Origin of the sequence: Rhizobium mongolense subsp. loessense (assembly GCF_900099775.1) — a bacterium.
GTDB lineage: Bacteria > Pseudomonadota > Alphaproteobacteria > Rhizobiales > Rhizobiaceae > Rhizobium > Rhizobium loessense.
The window spans coordinates 84553-104476 of the sequence record NZ_FMTM01000009.1 but is presented as its reverse complement, the minus strand read 5'-3'; the positions used below and the strand labels follow the sequence as shown (position 1 = coordinate 104476).

Annotated in this window: 20 protein-coding genes and 1 pseudogene; 7 read left to right on the top strand and 14 right to left on the bottom strand. The window is 58.6% G+C overall.

Translation table 11 applies throughout. From position 1 onward, the window contains the following. Positions 1-177: 177 nt before the first annotated feature. Positions 178-1176: an ABC transporter permease gene (locus BLP23_RS25090; RefSeq protein ID WP_028739783.1), complete on the bottom strand. Its 999-nt coding sequence runs from the start codon at positions 1174-1176 to the stop codon at positions 178-180. A gap of 38 nt (positions 1177-1214) precedes the next feature. Next, positions 1215-1958, bottom strand: coding sequence for an ATP-binding cassette domain-containing protein (locus BLP23_RS25085; protein ID WP_092587568.1), 744 nt, complete (start codon positions 1956-1958; stop codon positions 1215-1217). 251 nt (positions 1959-2209) lie between these two features. Here BLP23_RS25085 and BLP23_RS25080 point away from each other — a divergent pair, with 251 nt between their 5' ends. The 3 genes from BLP23_RS25080 to BLP23_RS25070 all read left to right on the top strand — a co-directional run bounded on the left by BLP23_RS25080 (position 2210) and on the right by BLP23_RS25070 (position 5106). Beyond that, positions 2210-3190 carry an NAD-dependent epimerase/dehydratase family protein gene (locus tag BLP23_RS25080; protein ID WP_092587446.1) on the top strand — a complete coding sequence of 327 codons (981 nt, stop codon included), beginning with the start codon at positions 2210-2212 and terminating at the stop codon, positions 3188-3190. Between the two features lie 48 nt (positions 3191-3238). Further along, complete coding sequence (locus BLP23_RS25075) at positions 3239-4225, top strand: sugar-binding protein (RefSeq protein WP_092587445.1); 987 nt, start codon at positions 3239-3241, stop codon at positions 4223-4225. Between the two features lie 152 nt (positions 4226-4377). Beyond that, on the top strand, positions 4378-5106 hold the full coding sequence (locus tag BLP23_RS25070; RefSeq protein WP_092587444.1) for a FadR/GntR family transcriptional regulator: 729 nt from the start codon (positions 4378-4380) through the stop codon (positions 5104-5106). A gap of 165 nt (positions 5107-5271) precedes the next feature. Here BLP23_RS25070 and mctP read toward each other — a convergent pair whose 3' ends face one another. From mctP to mctS, 4 genes are all read right to left on the bottom strand, one after another. Continuing rightward, positions 5272-6747 (bottom strand): monocarboxylate uptake permease MctP, encoded by a 1476-nt coding sequence (gene mctP / locus BLP23_RS25065; protein ID WP_092587443.1) that lies wholly within the window; start codon positions 6745-6747, stop codon positions 5272-5274. Beyond that, positions 6737-6934 (bottom strand): DUF3311 domain-containing protein, encoded by a 198-nt coding sequence (locus BLP23_RS25060; protein WP_022716120.1) that lies wholly within the window; start codon positions 6932-6934, stop codon positions 6737-6739. Before BLP23_RS25060 ends, mctP begins: the two co-directional genes overlap by 11 nt. Positions 6935-7621: 687 nt before the next feature. Then, positions 7622-8266, bottom strand: coding sequence for a two-component system response regulator MctR (gene mctR, locus BLP23_RS25055; RefSeq protein ID WP_092587442.1), 645 nt, complete (start codon positions 8264-8266; stop codon positions 7622-7624). Then, positions 8263-9654: a two-component system sensor histidine kinase MctS gene (mctS, locus tag BLP23_RS25050; protein ID WP_092587441.1), complete on the bottom strand. Its 1392-nt coding sequence runs from the start codon at positions 9652-9654 to the stop codon at positions 8263-8265. Before mctS ends, mctR begins: the two co-directional genes overlap by 4 nt. A gap of 136 nt (positions 9655-9790) precedes the next feature. Between mctS and BLP23_RS35165 the strand changes: the two are divergent. Beyond that, positions 9791-9898, top strand: a pseudogene (locus BLP23_RS35165) (response regulator); the annotation flags it as partial. A gap of 326 nt (positions 9899-10224) precedes the next feature. Then, complete coding sequence (locus BLP23_RS25040) at positions 10225-11289, top strand: glycosyltransferase family 2 protein (RefSeq protein WP_092587440.1); 1065 nt, start codon at positions 10225-10227, stop codon at positions 11287-11289. Positions 11290-11429: 140 nt separating this feature from the next. On the opposite strand, the gene pqqE is transcribed toward BLP23_RS25040, so the two are convergent. The 8 genes from pqqE to BLP23_RS25005 form a co-directional block, all read right to left on the bottom strand. Continuing rightward, positions 11430-12536: a pyrroloquinoline quinone biosynthesis protein PqqE gene (gene pqqE / locus BLP23_RS25035; RefSeq protein WP_092587439.1), complete on the bottom strand. Its 1107-nt coding sequence runs from the start codon at positions 12534-12536 to the stop codon at positions 11430-11432. Continuing rightward, positions 12533-12829, bottom strand: coding sequence for a pyrroloquinoline quinone biosynthesis peptide chaperone PqqD (gene pqqD / locus BLP23_RS25030; RefSeq protein ID WP_092587438.1), 297 nt, complete (start codon positions 12827-12829; stop codon positions 12533-12535). Before pqqD ends, pqqE begins: the two co-directional genes overlap by 4 nt. Further along, on the bottom strand, positions 12826-13581 hold the full coding sequence (gene pqqC / locus BLP23_RS25025; RefSeq protein WP_092587437.1) for a pyrroloquinoline-quinone synthase PqqC: 756 nt from the start codon (positions 13579-13581) through the stop codon (positions 12826-12828). The genes pqqD and pqqC overlap by 4 nt, the downstream gene beginning before the upstream one ends. Next, a complete protein-coding gene (pqqB, locus tag BLP23_RS25020; protein WP_092587436.1) occupies positions 13578-14516 on the bottom strand; it encodes a pyrroloquinoline quinone biosynthesis protein PqqB in 939 nt (312 codons plus the stop codon). Before pqqB ends, pqqC begins: the two co-directional genes overlap by 4 nt. 66 nt (positions 14517-14582) lie before the next feature. Next, positions 14583-14783, bottom strand: coding sequence for a hypothetical protein (locus BLP23_RS33335; RefSeq protein ID WP_139187109.1), 201 nt, complete (start codon positions 14781-14783; stop codon positions 14583-14585). 28 nt (positions 14784-14811) lie between these two features. Continuing rightward, positions 14812-15669 carry a substrate-binding domain-containing protein gene (locus tag BLP23_RS25015; RefSeq protein WP_092587435.1) on the bottom strand — a complete coding sequence of 286 codons (858 nt, stop codon included), beginning with the start codon at positions 15667-15669 and terminating at the stop codon, positions 14812-14814. Between the two features lie 4 nt (positions 15670-15673). Next, the gene (locus BLP23_RS25010; protein ID WP_407691807.1) at positions 15674-16159 is read right to left on the bottom strand and encodes a c-type cytochrome, methanol metabolism-related; all 486 of its coding nucleotides are present in this window, start codon (positions 16157-16159) and stop codon (positions 15674-15676) included. A gap of 213 nt (positions 16160-16372) precedes the next feature. Further along, the gene (locus BLP23_RS25005; RefSeq protein ID WP_092587433.1) at positions 16373-18274 is read right to left on the bottom strand and encodes a methanol/ethanol family PQQ-dependent dehydrogenase; all 1902 of its coding nucleotides are present in this window, start codon (positions 18272-18274) and stop codon (positions 16373-16375) included. Between the two features lie 418 nt (positions 18275-18692). On the opposite strand from BLP23_RS25005, the gene BLP23_RS25000 reads away from it, so the two are divergent. After that, a complete protein-coding gene (locus BLP23_RS25000) occupies positions 18693-19043 on the top strand; it encodes a hypothetical protein (protein ID WP_233426808.1) in 351 nt (116 codons plus the stop codon). A gap of 402 nt (positions 19044-19445) precedes the next feature. Next, positions 19446-19694 carry a hypothetical protein gene (locus tag BLP23_RS24995; RefSeq protein WP_092587432.1) on the top strand — a complete coding sequence of 83 codons (249 nt, stop codon included), beginning with the start codon at positions 19446-19448 and terminating at the stop codon, positions 19692-19694. Positions 19695-19924 lie beyond the last annotated feature (230 nt).

Sequence of the window (19924 nt, the reverse complement as noted above, 5' to 3'; positions counted from 1 at the left end):
CGGTTGAACTCGACTGGTCAAGCCCAAAGCACCCATCGTCGGTGCGCCTATCTGACCGCAGGCAAGCCTATCGGTGCCGCTTTCGGATTTCTCCATGGAGAGCCTGGCATCGATCCCTCTCCATAAGTTGCGTGTCGACCGTCGTCGAACTCTCGCGTAAGGATCCAAGCAAGACCTCTATTCGCTCTGCCGGAAGTTGCGGATCCGGTCGAAAAGCACAGCAAGCACGATGGCGCCGCCAATGAAGGTCCCCTGCCAAAAAGCGTTGATGCCGAGCAGGCCGAGACTGTTGCGGATCACTTCGATCAGGGCGGCCCCGACCAACGCGCCGAGAGCGGTGCCGACGCCGCCTGCCAGATTGGCGCCGCCAATGACGGCGGCCGCGATGACCTGAAGTTCCATTCCGGCACCGATATTGGTGGTGACGGCGCCGAGCCAGCCGGTTTGAACAATACCGGCAACCCCCGCCGACAGGGCGGAAATCATATAAACTGCCACCTTGATCCTGCGGACCGGAACCCCGGTCAACGTTGCGGCATGCTCATTGCCGCCGATGGCAAAAACATAACGTCCGAACCTCGTCCAGCGCAGCACGAAACCGGTCAGCAGCGCCAGGATGATCATGTAGAGCACCGGATTGGCGATGCCGAGAAACCACGCGCCGCCACCGAGTGCCAGAAGCGTGTCGTGATCCGGCCCGAATTGGAAGACCACGGTATTGTTTGATGCGACCATCGCAAGACTGCGCGCAATCGACAGCATGCCGAGCGTCACGACGAAAGGCGGGAAGTCGAGATAGGCGATCAACACCCCGTTGAAGGCCCCGATGACCAGGGCGGTGCCGATCGACGCGGCAATACCGACTTCGATGCTGTAGCCGGCATGCATGACCACCGCAAGCACCATGCTGCACAGGCAGAGCACCGATCCCACGGACAAATCGATGCCGCCGGTGATGATCACCAGCGTCATGCCGAGCGCAATGATTGCAACGAAAGTGACGTTGCGGGTGATATTGTAGAGGTTCTTCGCCGTGGCGAAGGAGTCGGTTGCAGCAGACAGGAAAAGACAGGCGAGGATGACTGCGATCAGGACCCAGAAGGTTTGCCCGCCCACGATCGATGCAAGCCAGTTCCGCTGCTTTTGTGCAATTGTCTGGTCAAGAGTAACAGCCATCATCGACCTTCATTTCTTCCACTATCCAAGCAGCGCGATCACACCTGTTCGATCGCGCCGGTGATAAGACCTGTGACTTCCTCTGGCGAACTTGCAGCAATCGGCTTGTCTGCAACCTTTCTGCCTCGTCGCAACACGATGACGCGGTCGGCAACCGTAAAGACGTCCGGCATGCGATGGCTGATCAGGACAACGGCAATGCCGCGGTCACGCAGTTCGCGGATCAGATTGAGCACCTCCGCCACCTGGCGAACGGAAATTGCCGCAGTCGGCTCGTCCATCAGCACGATCTTTGCCTCCGACAGCATGGTGCGCGCAATCGCCACCGCCTGCCGCTGGCCGCCCGACATCTGCCTTACGAGGTCCCTGGGACGCGTCTCCGACTTCAGCTCCCTGAAAATCTCGCCGGCACGCCTGTACATGGTCTTGTAGTCCAGAACTTTCAGCGGACCGATGCCGCGCCGCAACTCGCGTCCAAGGAACACGTTCGCCGCTGCCGTCAGATTATTGCACAGTGCCAGATCCTGGTGAACGATCTCGATGCCGTGCTGGCGCGCCTCTACCGGCCGGTGCATGACGATTTCCGCGCCGTCGAGGCGCATGGTGCCCTCGCTCGGCCGGAAGTTGCCGGCAATCATCTTGACCAGTGTCGACTTTCCGGCGCCGTTATCGCCCATGAGACCGACGACCTGGCCCGCCTCCAGCGAAAGCGAAACGTCGTTGACTGCCTGGATGGCGCCGAAATGTTTGGAGATGTTGGTGAGTTCGAGAACCGCCACCAGCCTGCTACCCTCCCAAAACCTCGCAGGCTTCCTCTTTGCCCTTGGATATCGTCCAAGGGATGGATGCCCGCTATCTCGCCTTGCCGATGTCCTCCCAGAAAGGCGATTCCATCGCATTTACGCAAAACCTTGCGAAAGCGTCAATCAATTGTCCGGCGAATCAAGCAGACATCACAAAAATCTGTTTTGTATGACAAATACCCGTTGACGTGCGAAGCAGGCGGATATTAGCTGTTCGTGGGAGAGAGAGCATGCTGATCCTTGTTACCGGTGCGACGGGCAAGGTCGGGCGGCGCTTCATTGCTGGGCTGCTTGACGATCCGAGATTTTCGAAAGCACGCATCCGCGCGCTTTGCCATAATCGTTTGCTTCCTGAGACCAGCCGTGTCGAAGTCACAAAGGGCTCGATCGCCGACCCGTATGTCGCGGCAGCCGCAATGAAAGACGTGACCCACGTTCTGCATCTTGCCACTTGCAAGGAAACGCCTGCCGCCGTCATGGACGTAACCGTAAAGGGTCTTTTCTGGCTACTCGAAGCCTTCCGTACGAGCGCTACCGCACAACAGTTCATCCTCATCGGCGGTGATGCCGGTATCGGCCATTTCTACTATCGCCACGACGGACCGATCACCGAGGACACGCCGCATTGCGCTTATCCTGGAAGTTACGCGCTTTCCAAGGTTCTCGAGGAGGTGATGCTCGACCAGTTCGCCATCCAGTACGGCATCAACAGCTGCTGCCTTCGCGCACCGTGGATCATGGAAAAGGATGATTTCAAATATACGCTGTCCTTCGGCGATGATGTTTTCGGCGGCCCCGACTGGAAGGCGCTCGTCCCCCAAGACGATGCGAGACGTTATGTGGAAGCCGGTACAGTGCCGCTGTTGCGCGACGCCGACGGACGTCCGCTAAAGCGGAACTTCGTGCATGTTGACGATCTGGTATCGGCCATTCTGGCAGCGATCGACAATCCCCGCGCAAAGCGTCAGCTCTTCAATATCTGTATGGACCGGCCGGTCGACTACGGCGAGGTCGCAGCCTATCTGGCGCACACGCGAAACCTTGAGGCTGTCGACATTCCAAGCCAATACCACTCGAATTGGATGGACAACAGCAAAGCCAAATACCTGCTGGACTGGCAGCCCAGCTACGATCTGGAAAGGCTTATCGACTCGGCCTGGCAATACGAGCGTTCGCACGATGACCCTCGCATTGTCTGGTACCCGGGTTGATTTCGTATGGCGGTCGCGTCGCGCCCGTCTGTTTCAAGGGAGGAAACCATGAGGAAGGCATTACTACTTGCATTCACGGCCTTGGCACTCACCGCCGGCCCGGCGCTTGCCAAGAAGCAGCTCGTCATCGTCGTGAAAGGACTCGACAACCCGTTCTTCGAGGCGATCAACCAGGGTTGCCAGAAATGGAACAAGGAAAATCCAGACTCGGAATATGAGTGCTTCTACACAGGCCCGGCATCGACATCCGATGAAGCCGGCGAGGCCCAGATCGTCCAGGACATGCTGGGCAAGGCCGATACGGCTGCGATCGCCATCTCGCCGTCGAACGCCAAGCTTATCGCCCAGACACTCAAGACAGCCAATCCGAGCGTTCCGGTGATGACGCTCGACGCCGACCTTGCCAAGGAAGACGCCGCTCTGCGAAAGACCTATCTCGGCACCGACAACTATCTGATGGGCAAGCGCATCGGCGACTACATGAAAGAGGCCAAGCCCGATGGTGGCAAGGTCTGCTCGATCCAGGGCAATCCCGGCGCCGACAACATTCTGCGTCGCGCACAGGGCTGGCGCGATTCGCTGTCGGGCAAGGAAGGGCTGACCGAGCTCAAGGGCGAAGGCGGCTGGACCGAGGTCGCCGGCTGCCCAGTGTTCACCAATGACGACGGCGCCAAGGGCGTGCAGGCGATGACTGACATCCTCGCCGCCAATCCCGACCTTGCCGGCTTCGGCATCATGGGCGGCTGGCCGCTCTTCGGCGCGCCCCAGCCCTACCGCGACCTGTTCAAGCCGATCGCCGAAAAGATCGCCAAGAACGAGTTCGTCATCGGCGCCGCCGACACGATTGGCGATGAAGTGGCGATAGCCAAGGAGGGCCTTGTCACCGCGCTGGTCGGCCAGCGTCCGTTCGAAATGGGCTACAAGGCACCCTCCGTGATGATGGACCTGATCGCCGGAAAGCCGGTTGAGGATCCGGTGTTCACCGGCCTCGACGAATGCACCAAGGACACAGTCGACACCTGCATCCAGAAATAACGCGTGGTTCGGAGCGCCCAAAAACCACTGGGCGCTCCGGCTTTTCCGATCATCTTAAGGTGATGAAGGCTCGCTGACGTCTCTTGTCATTTGCGGCAACTTTTGACCTAGGCCGTGCTGGGGATCACAAGGTGCTGAGGCGATTGAATCAGATGCCGGACAGGAAAACAACAAAGCGCTCTGACCCGACCGTCCCCCGCATGGCCGGCGGAAGCGTGCATGTTTCGGTGGCCGGCGAGATCGGGCTTCGCATCGTGCGTGGCGATTATCCGCCCGGAACCATTCTGCCGAATGAGGCGAAATGGTCCGAAATGTTCAATGTCAGCCGATCGGCCGTGCGCGAGGCGATCAAGATGCTGATGGCAAAGGGCCTGCTCGCCTCGCGCCCGAAAATCGGCAGCTGGGTGGAGCCCAAAGAGCGCTGGAACCTCTTGGACCGCGACGTCTTGGGCTGGTATGCGGCATCACCCGACCGCGAGCCCTTCTTAAGAGCGGTGCAGGAGCTTCGCCACATGATCGAGCCGGAGGCGACGGCGCTGGCCGCCGAGCGGCGAACCGAAGAGCAGATGATTGAGATCAGCCGGGCCCTTCACGAAATGGGTCGGGCGACATCGCCCCAGCAACGAACCGAGTCCGACGCTCGGTTTCATATCGCAATCTTGCGCGCCTCCGGCAACGACCTGCTCGTACCCTTGGGCGTTCTGATCGAATCCGCCCTCAATCATCTTCTTGCCCATGTCGTGCGGGAGGGCAGCAGCCTGCGGCATACGCAGAAAAGCATCGAGAGAAGCATTCGATTGCAACGGCCGCATACGGCCCGCAGCGCGGTTCGAAAGGCCTTGGCAAACACTGATGAAATCATCGCCGGGCGCGCGCGATAGGCGCCGCTTCACACCGATCCGGCACGATACTCGGTCTTCGTGGCCGGGCCTGCCCGAGGCAATCGCACGCTTTCTGCTCTTCATGCGTTTTCTAACACACTAAGAACCACACCACGACGTCTCGTCCGGAGGACCGCATTGCCGCAGTCCTCCGCTGTTCTTGTTTCAAGCCCGCGCCGGGGTCCTTGCCGGCACGACTGCATTGACAACCACCGCGACGGCGATGTTTGCCGCAAGGGCAAGAAGACCGGTATAGATGGTGAAGGGTTCCCCACCGAGGCTAATCAGGTGCAACGGCTTCCAGCCGGCATCCCAGACGAGGAAGGTGCCGCCGATGAAGCCGACGAACCAGCCGGCGAGTAGGCCCGGCGCACGGAACCAGTTGGTATAGAGGCCGAAGACCAGGGCCGGCAGCGTCTGCAGGATCCAGATGCCGCCGAGCAATTGCAGGTCGAGTGCAAACTGCGTCGGCAGGAAGATGATGACCAGCAGTGCGCCGACCTTGACGACGAGCGAGGTCAGTTTGGCGACCTTGGCTTCACCCGCGTCGCTGACATTCGGGTTGACATAAGCCTTCCAGAAATTGCGCGTGAAGAGGTTGGCGGCACCGATGCTCATCACCGCCGCCGGCACGAGGGCACCGATGGCGATCGCCGCGAAGGCGAAGCCGGAGAACCATCCCGAGAACAGCGTCTTGAACAAGACCGGCACGACGTCATTGGCGTTTTCGAGCTTCAGCCCGGCGGCATGGCCCATATATCCGAGCAGCGCGAGAAGACCGAGCAGCAGCGTATAGGCCGGCAGCAAGACGGCATTCTTGCGGATCGTCTTGCCGCTGTTCGAAGCGAAGATACCCGTCAGCGTATGCGGATACATGAACGCGGCGAGCGCCGAGCCAAAAGCTAGCGTCGCATAGGCGACGTACTGGTTGCCAGCGAGCAGGAGATCCCCCTTCCCCTTGACCTGGAAAGCCGCATCGGCTGAGGCAAATACGTTGGCATAGCCGCCGAGCTTCGAGGGAATGAGCGCCACGGCTGCGATGACCACGATATAGATCATGATGTCCTTGACGAAGGCGATCAGCGCCGGGGCACGCAAGCCCGCGGAATAGGTGTAAAGCGCAAGCACGATGAAGGCGATCGCCAGCGGCAGTTCGCCATGCAGGCCGAGCGCCTTGAGCACCGCTGTCATGCCGACGAGCTGGAGCGCAATATAGGGCATGGTGGCGATGACGCCGGTTGCTGCGACGGCGAGTTCGAGGCCGCGCGAACCGTATTGACCGTGCACGACGTCGCCGGCCGTCACATAGCCGAAGTCCCTGGCCCGTTTCCAGAGAATGGGCATGACCATGAAGACGAAGGGATAGACGACGATGGTATAGGGCAGCGCGAAGAAGCCGTAGGCACCGACCGTGTAGACGAGTGCGGGAACGGCGATCACCGTATAGGCCGTGTAGAAGTCGCCGCCGACCAAAAACCAGGTGATCCATGTGCCGAAGCTGCGACCACCCAGACCCCACTCGTCGATATGGGCAAGCGTTTCAGGCTTACGCCAGCGGGAGGCGACGAAACCCAGGATCGTGACGAGTGCGAAGAAGAAGAGGAAGACGCCGAGCGCCGTGCTGTCGATATCAGTCGTCATTGCGCGTGCTCCGATAGGCGATCCAAGTCAGCGTGGCGGTGATCGGCACCCAGAGAAGCTGGTACCAATAGAAGAATGGAAATCCGAAGAGTGCAGGCTCGCGGATATTGTAAAGGGGCGGCCAGAGCAGGCCGATATAGGGAATGACGAGCAGCCAGAGCGCTGCTTTGTTCCGTGATTTTTCCATGTCGGATACCTCTCGGGCGCCAGATGTGGCGCCAAGTTGCAGTTGTCGGCGTGGAAGGCGGGCTTGTCAGTCGATCGCTGGGGCGAACCTGGCTCAGGCTGTCGCGACGGCTTTTCCGACTGAACGGAAGCAGGCGTAATGCAATTGAAATCCTCCCAACGGCTCGCTTTGGGCCAGCCGTGGTGAAGTCCTATGGCGGCGGTTTTCGTCTGGCAAGGTGGCAGGAAGCGTAAAATAATCGCATATACCCACAAGTGGGTAGACGCGATTCATCCTGCTTTGATGCTTAGTCCGTAGTCGAGCACACAGCGATCAGTCATGCGTCGAATTTCGCTGGACGTGAGCATTCCCCGCCAGCCTGCCTTGGCTGACTGCCAAGCGCGCCACGCGCTTGCTGTTTCGCCAGGGCGTCGTAGCCGCTATGTTGAAGTCCAGGCGCGTTCCTCAAAGGCAGCTATTTCTTCAAACCGGTCTATGCTTCACTTTTCATGGGCATGCCTCTTCGAAGGGCTTGCAATGCGGGAGCAAAAGCGAGCCCTTCAACCGACGGATTACCAGGGTGGCCTCCCCGCCGTCACCCCGCTTTGGACAGCGCGACCACCGGATGACTGGTCTTTTGCGGACCATTTTGGCAACAAGAGCGAAAACCGGCAAAATACGTGGGGCCACCCAGTAGGCGCAAGTCGCTTAACTGTCGCCCCAGGTCAATCCGTTCTCGATAGCATAGCGGGTCAATCCAGCTGTCGTCGTAATGTTGAGCTTCCTCTTGATGTTCTTGCGATGGGTCTCGACCGTTGCAGCCGAGATACCGAGGGTCTGGGCAATATCACGGTTGCTCTTTCCTGCCGCCAGCAACAATAAAACATCATGCTCGCGCGTCGTCAGAGGAAGCGCATCCGGCGTCTCCTTTCGCTCGAGCAGAACATCCGAGACACCGGAAGAGAAGTAGGTTTTGCCGTTTGCCACGGCTTCGATTGCAGCGATGATCTCGTCGGTGGAGACATCCTTGAGAATGTAACCGGAGGCTCCGTGCAGCACCGAGGTGGAAATATATTCGCGACTGTCGTGCATCGACAGCATCAGGATCCGTGTTTCCGGCAGCTGTTCCTTGAACAGCTCGATGGCGTCGATTCCGCTGAGCTGCGGCATATTGATATCCATCAATACGACAGCTGGCCTTTCCCTCAGCGCAATCTCGAGCCCTGCGCGGGCCAATCCGGCTGTACCGACAATCTCGAGGTGTTCATAGGTTTCCAGCACCGCCCCTAACCCGTCCAGAACCAGCGGATGATTGTCGATCAAAAGAACCTTGATACTTTTCCTGCCGCTCATGCTGCTTCCTTGCCTTGCGCGCGGTTCACCGTTGCCGACCTTGGAAGCATCGCCGTCAGCATCGTGCCTGCCGGTGTCGTCTTGATCAGCAGCAGGCCACCGAAATGGGCCAGGCGTTCCTGCATATTGCGCAGTCCGAGCCCGCCGCCGAGCGCCTTCTTCCCTTCGGCGACATCTTCATCGAAACCGTTTCCGTTGTCGGAGATCGTCATGCGGACGCGGCCCCCAACGCTCCAAATCCTGATGTCGACACGCGTTGCTCCGGAATGCCGCTCCACATTGTTCAACGCCTCCTGCGCAACACGATAGAGCGCCGTGCTCGCTTCAGGCTTCAGCATATTCTTGAAGGTCAGCGCCTCAAGATGCGTATCGATGGCCGTACGCTCCGAGAAATTATCGCAAAGCGCCTTGAGCGCCGGTCTGAGGCCAAGATCGTCGAGCGCTCGCGGACGCAGGTCATGGGACAGGCGCCGTACCTCCTTGATCGCCCCGTTCAGCGCCTCCGCCCCGCGATCGATTGCACGTGCGGCATCTTCGGCCTGGCTTGCGACCTTGCGGCTCGCCAGATCGATCGCATAGCGGACGCCGATGAGGTTCTGCGATATCCCGTCATGCAGTTCACGGGCAAGGCGGGCCCTTTCCTCTTCCTGCGTATCGATGATGCGCTGCGCGAGCTGTTTAAGCTTGCTATCGGCAAGGCGGCGCTCTCTCAATGTCAGCAGCATGCCGGTTGCAAATACGATGAGAACCGCCGGCACGGCAATCAGGGCAATGATCAGAAATGTCTTGCGGACATTGGCGCGAAAATCGGCATTTGCGGCGGCGGTCTGTGCAAAGACGTCATCAAGATAGACGCCCGTTCCAAGCATCCACTTCCATTTGTCGAGGCCGACGGCGAAGGACAGTTTGTCGGCCACCTCTCCGGAGGAGGGTTTTTGCCACTTGTATTGGTGAAGGCCGCCGCCCTCCTTGGCCTTCTCGATGAGATTGGCGACAACCTTGTCGCCATCTGAATCCGTCAGGTTGAGCCAATTGTGCCCCGGCCGGAACGCCTGGCGCGGATGCACGACATTGTTGCCGTCGTAGTCATAGACAAAGAAATAGCCGTCCTTGCCGTAGTCGAGAGCGGTCAGGATGGCGCGAACCTTCTCCTTTGCTACTTCGTCCTCCGGACCGGCGGCTTCGTAGATGTCATGAATGGCAGAGAGCGCAAGATTAGTCAGATTGAGGAGTTCCGTTTCCTTGGCCTTGAGCATGTTTCGCTCGAACGTGTCGATGCTGCTTCGCACAAGCGTGGCCGATTGCCACGTGATGAACGCTGTGACGATCAGGATGGCCAGGATCAATGGGATGATGGCCAACGCCACAATCTGATGTCTAAGGTTCATAGGCCGCCTCCCTGCCGCCTTTGTCACGCGGGCAAGCTTATATATGAAACGACATCGACGGATAGCTCAAGCTTCGCCCGACTTGCAAACGTCTCGGCAAGCGGCGTCACGCGCGGCGGCTTTGGGGCCCTCGAGAGGTGCGGCGAACTGTCTGACGAAACCCATCGACTTCGACCTATTGCTTGCGAAAGTTACAGGCTGCCTCACGCGGATTGAAAACGACCAAGCGGCCGGCCGCGCATTCGAATTGGCGGTCGACGAATTCCGCAAAGCGTTGACGCAGCACCAGGCGCCGGTGCAGTGACCTATCCTGCAAACGCCAGCCAGGGCAGTCGCTCTTCTCCTGCGTGACGGAGCTTTCATCGTTATGGTCTTTCAAAAGCCATAAAGCTGCGCAGGCTGGGGTGCGCACAGACTGATCAAACAAGATCTTCGCCGGCTGCGTAGCCGGCGTGTCAGTGTAGCGGCTTTTTTCAGCTTTAAAGCCGTTCTTGCCCAGACGGACATTACCATCAGGACCTGAATGAGAAGGTTCGCCGCGACCAAAGCAGAAGTGCGAGGTTCAATGCGATGCATTCCATCCAAGATGACGTTTCAGTTTCGATCATCATTGCGAACTACAACTACGCGCGCTTCTTAAAGCGCTGCATCGATAGCGCGCTGGAACAAAGCCATGACAACGTAGAGGTCATCGTCGTAGACGATGCATCGGCTGACGACAGCGCTTGTGTGATTGGGGCATATGGGTCCAGGATCACAGCCCTCTTAAGAGAGCGCAATGGCGGTCATGCGGCTGCGTTCAACACAGGATTTGCGGTCAGCCGAGGCCAGACCGTTCTGTTTCTCGACGCCGACGACTATCTTTATCCGAACGCCGTATCGGAGATAATCGAGGCTTGCGACGGTGATACCGCCCAGGCGCAATTCAGATTGCACATTGTCGACGAGCGCCAACGCGTCAAGGACGTGTTTCCACCTCAGGAGTTCCCCTTCGATTCAGGTGATGTCACCCCCCAGCTGTTGCAGAAGGGACGCTATCAAACCACCGTGACAAGCGGGCTGGCCTTCAGGCGTTCGGCTTTGGAGGCGATCATGCCTATCCCCGAGATGGACTTTCGCCAGGGGGCGGACGGATATCTGGTCACTGTCGCGCCTCTCCACGGAAAGGTGACGTCGATCGATTCCTGCCTTGGCGCCTACCGCATGCATGGCGCCAATCATTCCGTCTTTGCAGAAAAACTCGGCCAGCGGGCACGCTGGCGGGTGGAGCACGACTTCCGCCGGATGGAGGCCTTGTCCGATCAGGCCGCCGATGTCGGCTTGACGGTGCCGCCGAATGTCAGTCTTCATGATACGGTGCATCTCGAAGAGCGCTTGGCATCGCTTTGCATAGACCGCCAACGGCATCCCGTTCCCGATGATTCAAGGCTCACTCTCGGTGCTGCAGGTGCCGTGGCGAGCCTGGAAATGAATGTCTCGCTCAGACGCCGTGCCGTCCTGGCGGCCTGGTTTCTCTCCGTCGGCCTACTTCCCCGGCGCATGGCAAAGGCGCTCTTGTCGTGGAAGCTTGTCGCCTCTTCGAGACCTGCCTTCCTGCTACGATTGTCGAAAACCATTCGCCATGCGATGGGCTAGTGCAGGAGGACCAGCAGCCAAATCCTCACGGGACTGCCGTAGCCGGCACAGCAACGAAATCCTCAAGGCTAGATCCTGCGACCCGTAGGATCGGCGGTCGTGGCGGCTCCGGCACGCGAATGATGATTAACCCGGCACGGCTACCAAGTCCGTCCGATGCGGCGATACTGGAAATTATCGGCGCTGGATGAAGGAACGGAATTGGCTTGGCTGATCAGCATTGCCATACGGCTATGAAGGGGTGACTTGACGCAAGCGGGATCCGTCGCTGCGGCATCGCCCGCAATTGCCATTGCCTGGCATCTGCATCCGCCCCAATCGATGTCGCGCCGCTCGCAGCTCCTGCAAGGTTCCAGCATCCACTCGTCGCCGCGAAATGCATTGAAAGCCGGAGAATCGATCCAGATATCCGTCAGGCTCCAGTCTCCGAACCGTTCGAAATGCAGGGACGAGATGGTGGCAGCCGCATGGCAGGGAAGTGCCGTGCCATCCGGGGCGATCATGAACGCATCACGCGCCCAACCGCCCATACAGGGCTTCGGATAGACCGCGAAATAATCGGGAGCGACGAAGTCGATCGCGAGGATCCCCTGCAGCCGCGACTGGGCTTCTTCGACGATCTCCACCTGGCGCTCAACCGCGGCGCGATCGGGCATGAGGGCATTGCGGTTAAGAAGAGCCCAGCCTCCGTACTGCACATTGGCGATCTCCAATCTCTCTGCCCCAAGCGAAAGTGCAAGTTCGATGAAAGCCGGCACTTCCTCTATGTTGTGGCGATGGATCGGAGCATTGATCGTCAGCGGCAGGCCGAGCTCCACGACCCGCCTTGCAGTCTCAAGCTTCTTCTCGTGGGCGCCACGGTGATTGCCGATTTTCTCGGTCGTCGGCGCGTTTGCACCCTGAATGCTCAACTGCACATGATCGAGACCCGCCTCCTGCAGCGCCTCGAGCCGCCCTTCCGGTATCCCGACCCCTGCCGTAATGAGATTGGTGTAAACGCCACGTCTGGTCAGACAGCCTACAAGCTGTTCGAGATCCGAGCGAACGGTCGGCTCTCCACCGGACAGATGAACCTGCAGGACACCAAGATCGGCTGCCTCTTCGAAGAGAGCCAGCCATGCGTCTGTCGAAAGCTCCCTGTCCGCTTTCAACAATTCGAGCGGGTTGGAACAGTAGACGCATTGCAGGGGACAGCGATGCGTAAGCTCGGCCAGCATGCTGATTGGCGGCACAAGTCTTTCATTCATAGCGTCACCAGAAATCTGTCGGACCATTCCTGCAGGAATTCTTCGACATCGGGTGCAATGTCTTTGCGAGGCGCATCGTATTGTCCGGCAAGCTCGTCGACGATTTGCGCCACCGTGCGCTGGCCATCGCACAGTCTCAGGATATCAAGACTGACCTCATCCGGCCAGAAAACCTTTTCCGGCGACAAGACCGCGAAGGCGCTGCGCACCGGATCAAACTGCAGCCGGACGTGACGCTTCAGATGCGGCTTTGACTGTGCGGACAAAACGGTCCGCTGGCGGGTCTGCATCATCTTGCCTCCGGCACGAAAGCGCCCGGCGGAATGTTGCCGCCGTCTCGATAGGCATAGTCGAGTGCATCGAGCATTGCCCACAAGATATCGCATTTGAAAATAAGGGCATTTATGACGTCCTGCTGCTTTTCCGGCTCCGTCGCATGCGCAAGGACATAGGCGAGGGCAAAGTCAGAATCACGTGGCGCCTGCTTCAGCCTCGGGGTGAAATAGGCCAGGATATCTTCGGTCACGTAGCTGTATTTTGCCAGCATGGCCGGAACGCGCTCGCCGATGATCACAGGGGCGAACAATTCCGTCAGGGACGAGGCGACGGCTTCCAAAAGGCTGCGATTGGTGCAGAAGGACAGATAAGCTCCCACGGCAAAGCGGGTCGCGGGCAGAGCGCGGCGCTCGCTCTTCACCAGTTCCTCGTTAAGGCCCAGCCCGCTTGCCAGCTTGAGCCAGCGAGCGATGCCGCCATCCCAACCGGTTACCCCATCATGATCTTCGATCCTTCGGCGCCATTCCGCGCGCAACTCAGGGTCCTCCGCGCGGCTGACAATCATCGCGTCCTTGCGCGGGATCATGGCCTGATAGCAGTAGCGGTTGAGCGCCCATGCCTGAAGCTCGGCCTTGGTCAATGCGCCTGCCATCATTCGGTGATGGAAGGGGTGCTTGTCGTGGTATCGCTCCTCTCCCACCTGACGCAGGGTTGCTTCGAGTGCGGCGGGCGTCAATCCGTTTCGCGCCGCGTCTGCAAACTCGCTCATATGTCGATCTCCATCCCGTCGTAGCCGATCTCCCATCCCCCTGCCCTCACAGCTGCTGCTTCAAGAGAGCGCTCATCGAGGATCGGATTGGTATTATTGATATGAACATAGACGCGGCGCGTTGGCGCGACATCGGCAAGCAGGGCCATGGAGCCGTTAGAGCCGGCGATGTGCATATGTCCCATGCGCCGACCGGTCTTGGTCCCGACGCCGGCACTTAGCATCTCATCATCCGTGTAGACCGTACCGTCGAACAGCAGACACGACGCTGCGGCAATCTTCTTTTTCAGGTCGGCGTCGACGCTCGCACAACCAGGAATATACAACGTGGAGGAATGACAGCCCTCCTGAACAATGCGCACCCCTACTGTATCGCCCTCTTCCGTGCCGAACCCCTCCTGCGCCCGGCCCGCATCTTCAAGAAACAGCGCAATCTTGCCCGGGACCGGAAAGGCTTCGACCGCGATGGACGTCGGCTTGCCCTGCCAGTCCGCAAGGGGAGTCGGCACGTTGAGGAAAAGTTCCCGGCGCTCGACCAGTTGCCTGTCGAGAACATTGAAAATGCTGTTTTCCTCGATCACTCGAAGTACCCTGGCGGTTGCATAAATGACAAAACGATGCCGCTCGCGCAGGCTCAACAATCCGGCTATATGGTCGACATCGGCATTGGTCAGGACAACAGCCTGGATGGGCGAGGCCCGCAAGGGACCCTCCTCCATCGGCTGCAACTCAGGAGCGGCGGCAATCTGTTCGCGAATGTCGGGGGATGCGTTGAAGACAATCCAGTCCTTGCCATCAGCGGATACGCCAAGACTCGATTGGGTCCGTCGCCGAAACCCGCCTTCACCGTTGCGCACGGCACGACTCAGCCGATAGTTGCAGTTCCATTGTGGGAATCCGCCTCCTGCCGCGGAGCCGAGGATCTTCAGCCGCATGTGATGGTGCTTCCTTCCGACGGCAGCCGCTCCACGCAGACAAGCCGCATGGAGCGGTAGATGCGCTTATTTCTTAGCCTTGAGTTCGGCGGAACGGTAACGTGACATTTCCATTCCGACGCACACGACGCATGTCGTCGGCTTCTTCCAGCTTTTCTTCATAAGCTTCTCCTCTTTACTCTGCCCGAGATCAACCATTGATCTCCTCCCGGCATCGTGCGCCTTCGGCGCAAGCTCTGAAATCTCAACGACATTCGTATCCGCCATTGTGGAGAAAATCCGAATGCCGTCGCTGCTAGCCCTTGATCTGGTTACCGGCTTCGTCGATGAGCGGGACCTGATATTGCAGCAGAATCCGGTTTATTTCCGATTGATTCTCCCGGATCACCTTGTTCAGCGTCCGTTTCCACTCCTGATCGGACGGACGCACGCCCATGGTGATGCGATAGGACATACGACCGGCCTTTTCTTTGAGAAGCGGCACCACGACAAGGTCCGGATTAATCTCCCTGACGTAATAGCCGGCCATCGGTCCCCAGAGGATAGCGACGTCGATGACGTCCTTTTCGAGATCCTTCAACATGACCTCGGCCATGGACGGCGTCGAGCGCGTATCCACCATCAACGGGTAGGGCTTCGCGTTGCGCATCAGCTTGGCCCTTGCCAGGTTGGCGCTCGGCGGCGTTCCCGCGACGATCCCGATCCGCTTGTCGGCCATTTTGGGATCCTCGAGGCTTTCCAGGCCTTCCAGACCGCTACTCTTCTTGAAGATCATGACATAGGTGGATCGGTAATAGGCGTTGGTGTTCTGCACCAGTTCGTCGCCTTGGGCATAACCCATGATGACATCGCACCGGTTGGCTCTCAGCGTATTGCGGACAAAGCCGGTCGCCATCGGATACCAGGTATAGGAGACCGATTTGCGTTGGGTTTTGGCCGCCACGAGTTCAGCCAGTTTGTTTTCGAAGCCTTCGCCGCTTTCATCCGTAAACGGCATGTTTGAGGGATCGGCACAAACGCGCAGCACGTCCGGATCGACCAGTTCGCCCGCCGCGCCGATCCCGGCACCTTGCGCAAATACCGCGGTCGGGATCGCGGCAATCACCGCGACCACAGGCAGAATATGACGACCGCACAATTTGCCTGGCGACATTGGATCAGCTCCCCATACAGGATTTTTCGTGGTCTTTCGCCGCTTGCGGCTTGTCGGCCTTCTTGGGCGGACGACCGCGCGGCGCGTCGCCGACGGCCCGCGCGCGCAGATAGACGTAGATGTCGTCGAGGTAGCAGTAGACGTTCTTGTTTTCGCCGAACGCCGGCATGACGTTTTCCTTGCCGCCGCCGACATTCTTGCGGCCTTCCGCAACGATCGACAGGAAGGTTCCGTAGTCCATGTTTTTCATGGTGTTGGCGAGCGCAGGCGCATAACTGGAGCCGACGCCGTCGGGTCCATGGCAGACATGACAGTCGGAATGATAGCGCCGGTAGCCGCTGAAGGTATACCAGTCGACCGTCCCGTCATCCTGGATCTTGAATGTTGGATTGCCTTCCGCATCGACATATTTGCCATCCTGATCGCTGACGGCTGCGGCTTTCTGCTTGTCGTCGGCAGCAAGGATGACGCTGGAACCTATAAAAGACATCGCAAGCACTAAGACTGTTTTGCGCACTGACATTCGGACCTCTTTCTCATTCGCCACCAATACAGCCTTGCTGTCGCGATGCGGCGTTGACAGGAGAGTTGTGGTTTGCGTGGCGAATTCGAGGGCCCGTCGGGGAAATCCCGGACTTCCGGGCCCTCGCTTCTCTACCAGCCGCCTCGACCAGGAGGTCGGCGTGCTATGGGTTCCCGCAGATCAATCCGGGAGACCGAAGACGGTGAGCTGACCGCCCAACGTCGTGTAGTCGGCAAGAGCGGCATAGCCGCCGACAGCGCCGAGACCTGCCGTCGAGATCGACTTGTCTTCCTCGGTCGGAGCCTTCTGACCGGCAACGGCCTGCTGCCAAGCTGCAGCACCTTCCGCACCCAAAAGACCACCGGCAAGTCCGATGCCGGCCCAACCGCCAACACCCGATAGCACGGCAATATACTGCTTGCCCTTATGCTCGAAGGTGTTGATGTTGCCGATAATGCCGGACGGGGTCTTGAACTTGTAGAGTTCCTTACCGTCCTTATCGACAGCCTTGATGTAGCCTTCCAGCGTACCGTAGAAGATGACGTCGCCATCAGTCGACAGTGCACCCGACCACACAGAGAACTGCTCGGGCTTCGACCAGACGATCTCACCCTTGGCGGCGTCCCAGGCGATGAAGTTGCCCATGCCGCCATGGCTGTTGGGAGCCGGGTACATCGATACCGTTGCCCCCACATAGGGCTGACCGGCGGTATAGCTGACCTGGTAAGGCTCGTAGTCCATGCAGACATGGTTGGTCGGCACGTAGAACAACCCGGTCTTCGGCGAGTAAGTGGCCGGCTGCTGGTCTTTCGTTCCAAGTGCGGCCGGGCAGACGCCCGTCGTATTGGTGTCCTCACCGTTCTGCTGCGTCGAGTACTGGGCAACCACCTGCGGGCGGCCATACTCCTTGCTCTTCGGATCCATGACGACTTCCGTCGCCCAGTTGACGGCCGGATCGTATTTCTTGGCAACGAGCAACTCGCCGTTTGCGCGATCCATCGTATAGGCGAAGCCGTTGCGGTCGAAGTGCACCAGCACGTCGCGTTTCTGGCCGCTGATGTCCATGCCGTCGACGAGGATCATCTCGTTGACGCCATCGAAGTCCCATTCGTCATGCGGGGTCATCTGGTAGACCCACTTGGCCATGCCTGTATCCGCATCACGTGCGAATATGGTCATCGACCATTTATTGTCGCCCGGTCGCTGAACCGGGTTCCAGGTCGACGGGTTGCCGGTGCCGTAGTAAACCAGGTTGAGCTTCGGATCGAAGGCATACCAGCCCCAGGTCGTTCCGCCACCCTGCTTCCACTGCTCGCCTTCCCAGCTGCTGACGCCAGAATCCTTGCCGACCGGCTTGCCGAGATGAGTGGTCTTTTCCCCATCCATCAAGGTTTCCGCGTCAGGACCGGTCGAATATGCCTTCCAGGCAACCGAACCGTCCTTCAGATTATAGGCGGTCACATGGCCACGCACACCGAACTCGCCGCCCGATATGCCGATCAGCACCTTGTCCTTGAAGACCATGGGTGCGCTCGTTCCGCTCTCTCCCTTGCCGCCGGCCGTATCCTCGCCGTTCTTCGCCGACCACACGACCTTGCCGGTCTTGGCGTCGAGCGCAACGACTGTCGTGTCGGCCTGGTAGAGGATGACTTTGCCATCGCCATAGGCAACGCCACGATTGACCGTGTCGCAGCACATGATCGGGATGACGTTCGGATCCTGCTTGGGCTCATACTTCCAGAGGATCTTGCCGTCATTGTTGAGATCGAGAGCATAAACGGTATTTGGGAACGGCGCATGGACATACATCACGTCGCCGATCACCAGAGGTCCACCTTCATGACCGCGTAGCACGCCGGTCGAGAATGTCCATTTGACCTGGAGGTTCTTCACATTGTCCTTGTTGATCTGGTTCAATTTCGAAAACCGGGTATTGGCATAGTCACCGGTCGGAATCGCCCAGTTTTTGGAATCGGAGATCAATTTTTGGACCTCGTCGTTGGCAGTAACTCCTCCCGCCAATGACAAAGATACCGCAGTCGTCACCAATGCCGATTTTATGAAGTTTGCACGTACACGCATTTAGTCCTCCCTAAGTTCGCAAGGATGACGAGTTAAAACGGCGCCTGTTCAGCGACCCGCGTCATCGGTTCAGCGTGTGGGAAGTATTTCCGGCAGCGTGTCACGACCTAAGCCAGGCGCGCGGAGGGCACCGTTACCGCCCACCCGCTTGGCCTACGAAGACAGTCACCACTCCCTTGACGGTAACGTCCTTGAAGCCGGAAACAAATAGACCATAAGAGATAGATTTGCTTTCTGCAAGCGTGTTTGTTCAGCAATGTTCGCTGCGTTGCAGCATTGGTCTTGTGCGACGCAATGCTAATATCGTCAGGTTACTGTAAAACTACTGCAAATGTATCGACGTCATTGAAATTATGCTATAATAACACTGTACATCATCTTCGTCAGGCAAAAACTGCGCTGCATGAAAGGAACCGCCATGACTGCGCTTAAGACACTTGGGATCGCGATCTTCGCATTTGCAGCAATGAGCTTCACGCATCCGGTGGCAGCGGGAACACGTTATCCGACCAACGTCATTGCAGAATATGTCTATGCCTGCATGAAGGCGAATGGAGAAAATCGGGCGATCCTCGACCGTTGCTCGTGTTCGATCGACGTCATTGAATCCATTCTGCCCTATGAACGCTACGAGACGGCCTCCACCTTTAAGCAAATGGGGCTCCTCACCGGAGAAAACGGCGCTTTGTTCCGCGAAAGTGCTCCCGCAAAGGCAGCGACGGCGGAGCTGAGAAGAGCCCAGGCCGAAGCAGACATACGATGCTTTTGAATCGATTTTCGGGTCCTGGACCAGGGCCTTAAATCTTTCGCGCTAAGAGCGCAAGATTTCACCGTACACGCGTATGTTCTTGAACTGCTGGGTAGCGCTTCTGGCAAAGCCTGGACCACACGCCTGGCCGGATACCTAAAGAGGCTGCCGCCAAAAACCGCCGGAGCTCGCCGAATGAAAGCTTCAAGGGCGGGCTACGTTAAGCCGCCTGAGAACCCTCGCGCTTGGAAAGAGGTTCCTCACTTCTCCTGCACGAACAATGCCGGCGGGTCGGTAGCTGATCTCGGGCAAGCATGCCCCTCGAAGGAGAGCAGATTGATGCGGCTCCTGCATCCTGTGGACTTCATCAGCAATTATTAAAATGCCGTAGTCTCGCCAAAGGGAATCGGACACTATCGGTCCATGCGCGATATCTCACGACCGTTCGCTACCGACGACAATCTCGAAAGGCACATACGCTGCCAAGAGGCGTTGCAGTTCGCCTTCCTCGACCTGATAGCAGCCGCCGTTGCCGTCGGCTGGAACGAGCGTGAGGCGATTGTCGCGGTCTTGGATCTTGCCGACAATCATATGCTGGCACTGGCGGCAAACGATGGCATGTCCGCCCTGCTCGATGGCTTGAAGAAAGCGCCTCGACGCTCATCGCAATAAGATGGTCAACTATGGAGTGGAAAACATCACGTCCATCTTTGTCGGCGCCAGAGTTTTAATGCCCAATTGGCTTTGCCGTATCGCGCAACAACTATCATGACCGCGGATCTGACGAGAAACAGAGGGTAGTCAAACCGACAGATCGCGTGACGGGATCGTTGTTTCTCCTCCTGACTTTCTGGAAAATCGCCTTTCGTGACCGCCCGGTGGAAGACTGGCGAGCGGCACGG

Excerpts from the sequence above, each read along its gene's own strand:
- pqqE (WP_092587439.1), bottom strand. The coding sequence starts at position 12,536 with ATGAATGAAAGACTTGTGCCGCCAATCAGCATGCTGGCCGAGCTTACG.
- BLP23_RS25075 (WP_092587445.1), top strand. The coding sequence starts at position 3,239 with ATGAGGAAGGCATTACTACTTGCATTCACGGCCTTGGCACTCACCGCC.
- BLP23_RS33335 (WP_139187109.1), bottom strand. The coding sequence starts at position 14,783 with ATGGCGGATACGAATGTCGTTGAGATTTCAGAGCTTGCGCCGAAGGCG.
- mctS (WP_092587441.1), bottom strand. The coding sequence starts at position 9,654 with ATGAACCTTAGACATCAGATTGTGGCGTTGGCCATCATCCCATTGATC.
- BLP23_RS25090 (WP_028739783.1), bottom strand. The coding sequence starts at position 1,176 with ATGGCTGTTACTCTTGACCAGACAATTGCACAAAAGCAGCGGAACTGG.
- mctR (WP_092587442.1), bottom strand. The coding sequence starts at position 8,266 with ATGAGCGGCAGGAAAAGTATCAAGGTTCTTTTGATCGACAATCATCCG.
- mctP (WP_092587443.1), bottom strand. The coding sequence starts at position 6,747 with ATGACGACTGATATCGACAGCACGGCGCTCGGCGTCTTCCTCTTCTTC.
- BLP23_RS25000 (WP_233426808.1), top strand. The coding sequence starts at position 18,693 with ATGACTGCGCTTAAGACACTTGGGATCGCGATCTTCGCATTTGCAGCA.
- pqqD (WP_092587438.1), bottom strand. The coding sequence starts at position 12,829 with ATGATGCAGACCCGCCAGCGGACCGTTTTGTCCGCACAGTCAAAGCCG.
- BLP23_RS25010 (WP_407691807.1), bottom strand. The coding sequence starts at position 16,159 with ATGTCTTTTATAGGTTCCAGCGTCATCCTTGCTGCCGACGACAAGCAG.
- BLP23_RS25005 (WP_092587433.1), bottom strand. The coding sequence starts at position 18,274 with ATGCGTGTACGTGCAAACTTCATAAAATCGGCATTGGTGACGACTGCG.
- BLP23_RS25070 (WP_092587444.1), top strand. The coding sequence starts at position 4,378 with ATGCCGGACAGGAAAACAACAAAGCGCTCTGACCCGACCGTCCCCCGC.
- BLP23_RS25040 (WP_092587440.1), top strand. The coding sequence starts at position 10,225 with ATGCATTCCATCCAAGATGACGTTTCAGTTTCGATCATCATTGCGAAC.
- BLP23_RS24995 (WP_092587432.1), top strand. The coding sequence starts at position 19,446 with ATGCGCGATATCTCACGACCGTTCGCTACCGACGACAATCTCGAAAGG.
- BLP23_RS25080 (WP_092587446.1), top strand. The coding sequence starts at position 2,210 with ATGCTGATCCTTGTTACCGGTGCGACGGGCAAGGTCGGGCGGCGCTTC.
- pqqB (WP_092587436.1), bottom strand. The coding sequence starts at position 14,516 with ATGCGGCTGAAGATCCTCGGCTCCGCGGCAGGAGGCGGATTCCCACAA.
- pqqC (WP_092587437.1), bottom strand. The coding sequence starts at position 13,581 with ATGAGCGAGTTTGCAGACGCGGCGCGAAACGGATTGACGCCCGCCGCA.
- BLP23_RS25015 (WP_092587435.1), bottom strand. The coding sequence starts at position 15,669 with ATGTCGCCAGGCAAATTGTGCGGTCGTCATATTCTGCCTGTGGTCGCG.
- BLP23_RS25060 (WP_022716120.1), bottom strand. The coding sequence starts at position 6,934 with ATGGAAAAATCACGGAACAAAGCAGCGCTCTGGCTGCTCGTCATTCCC.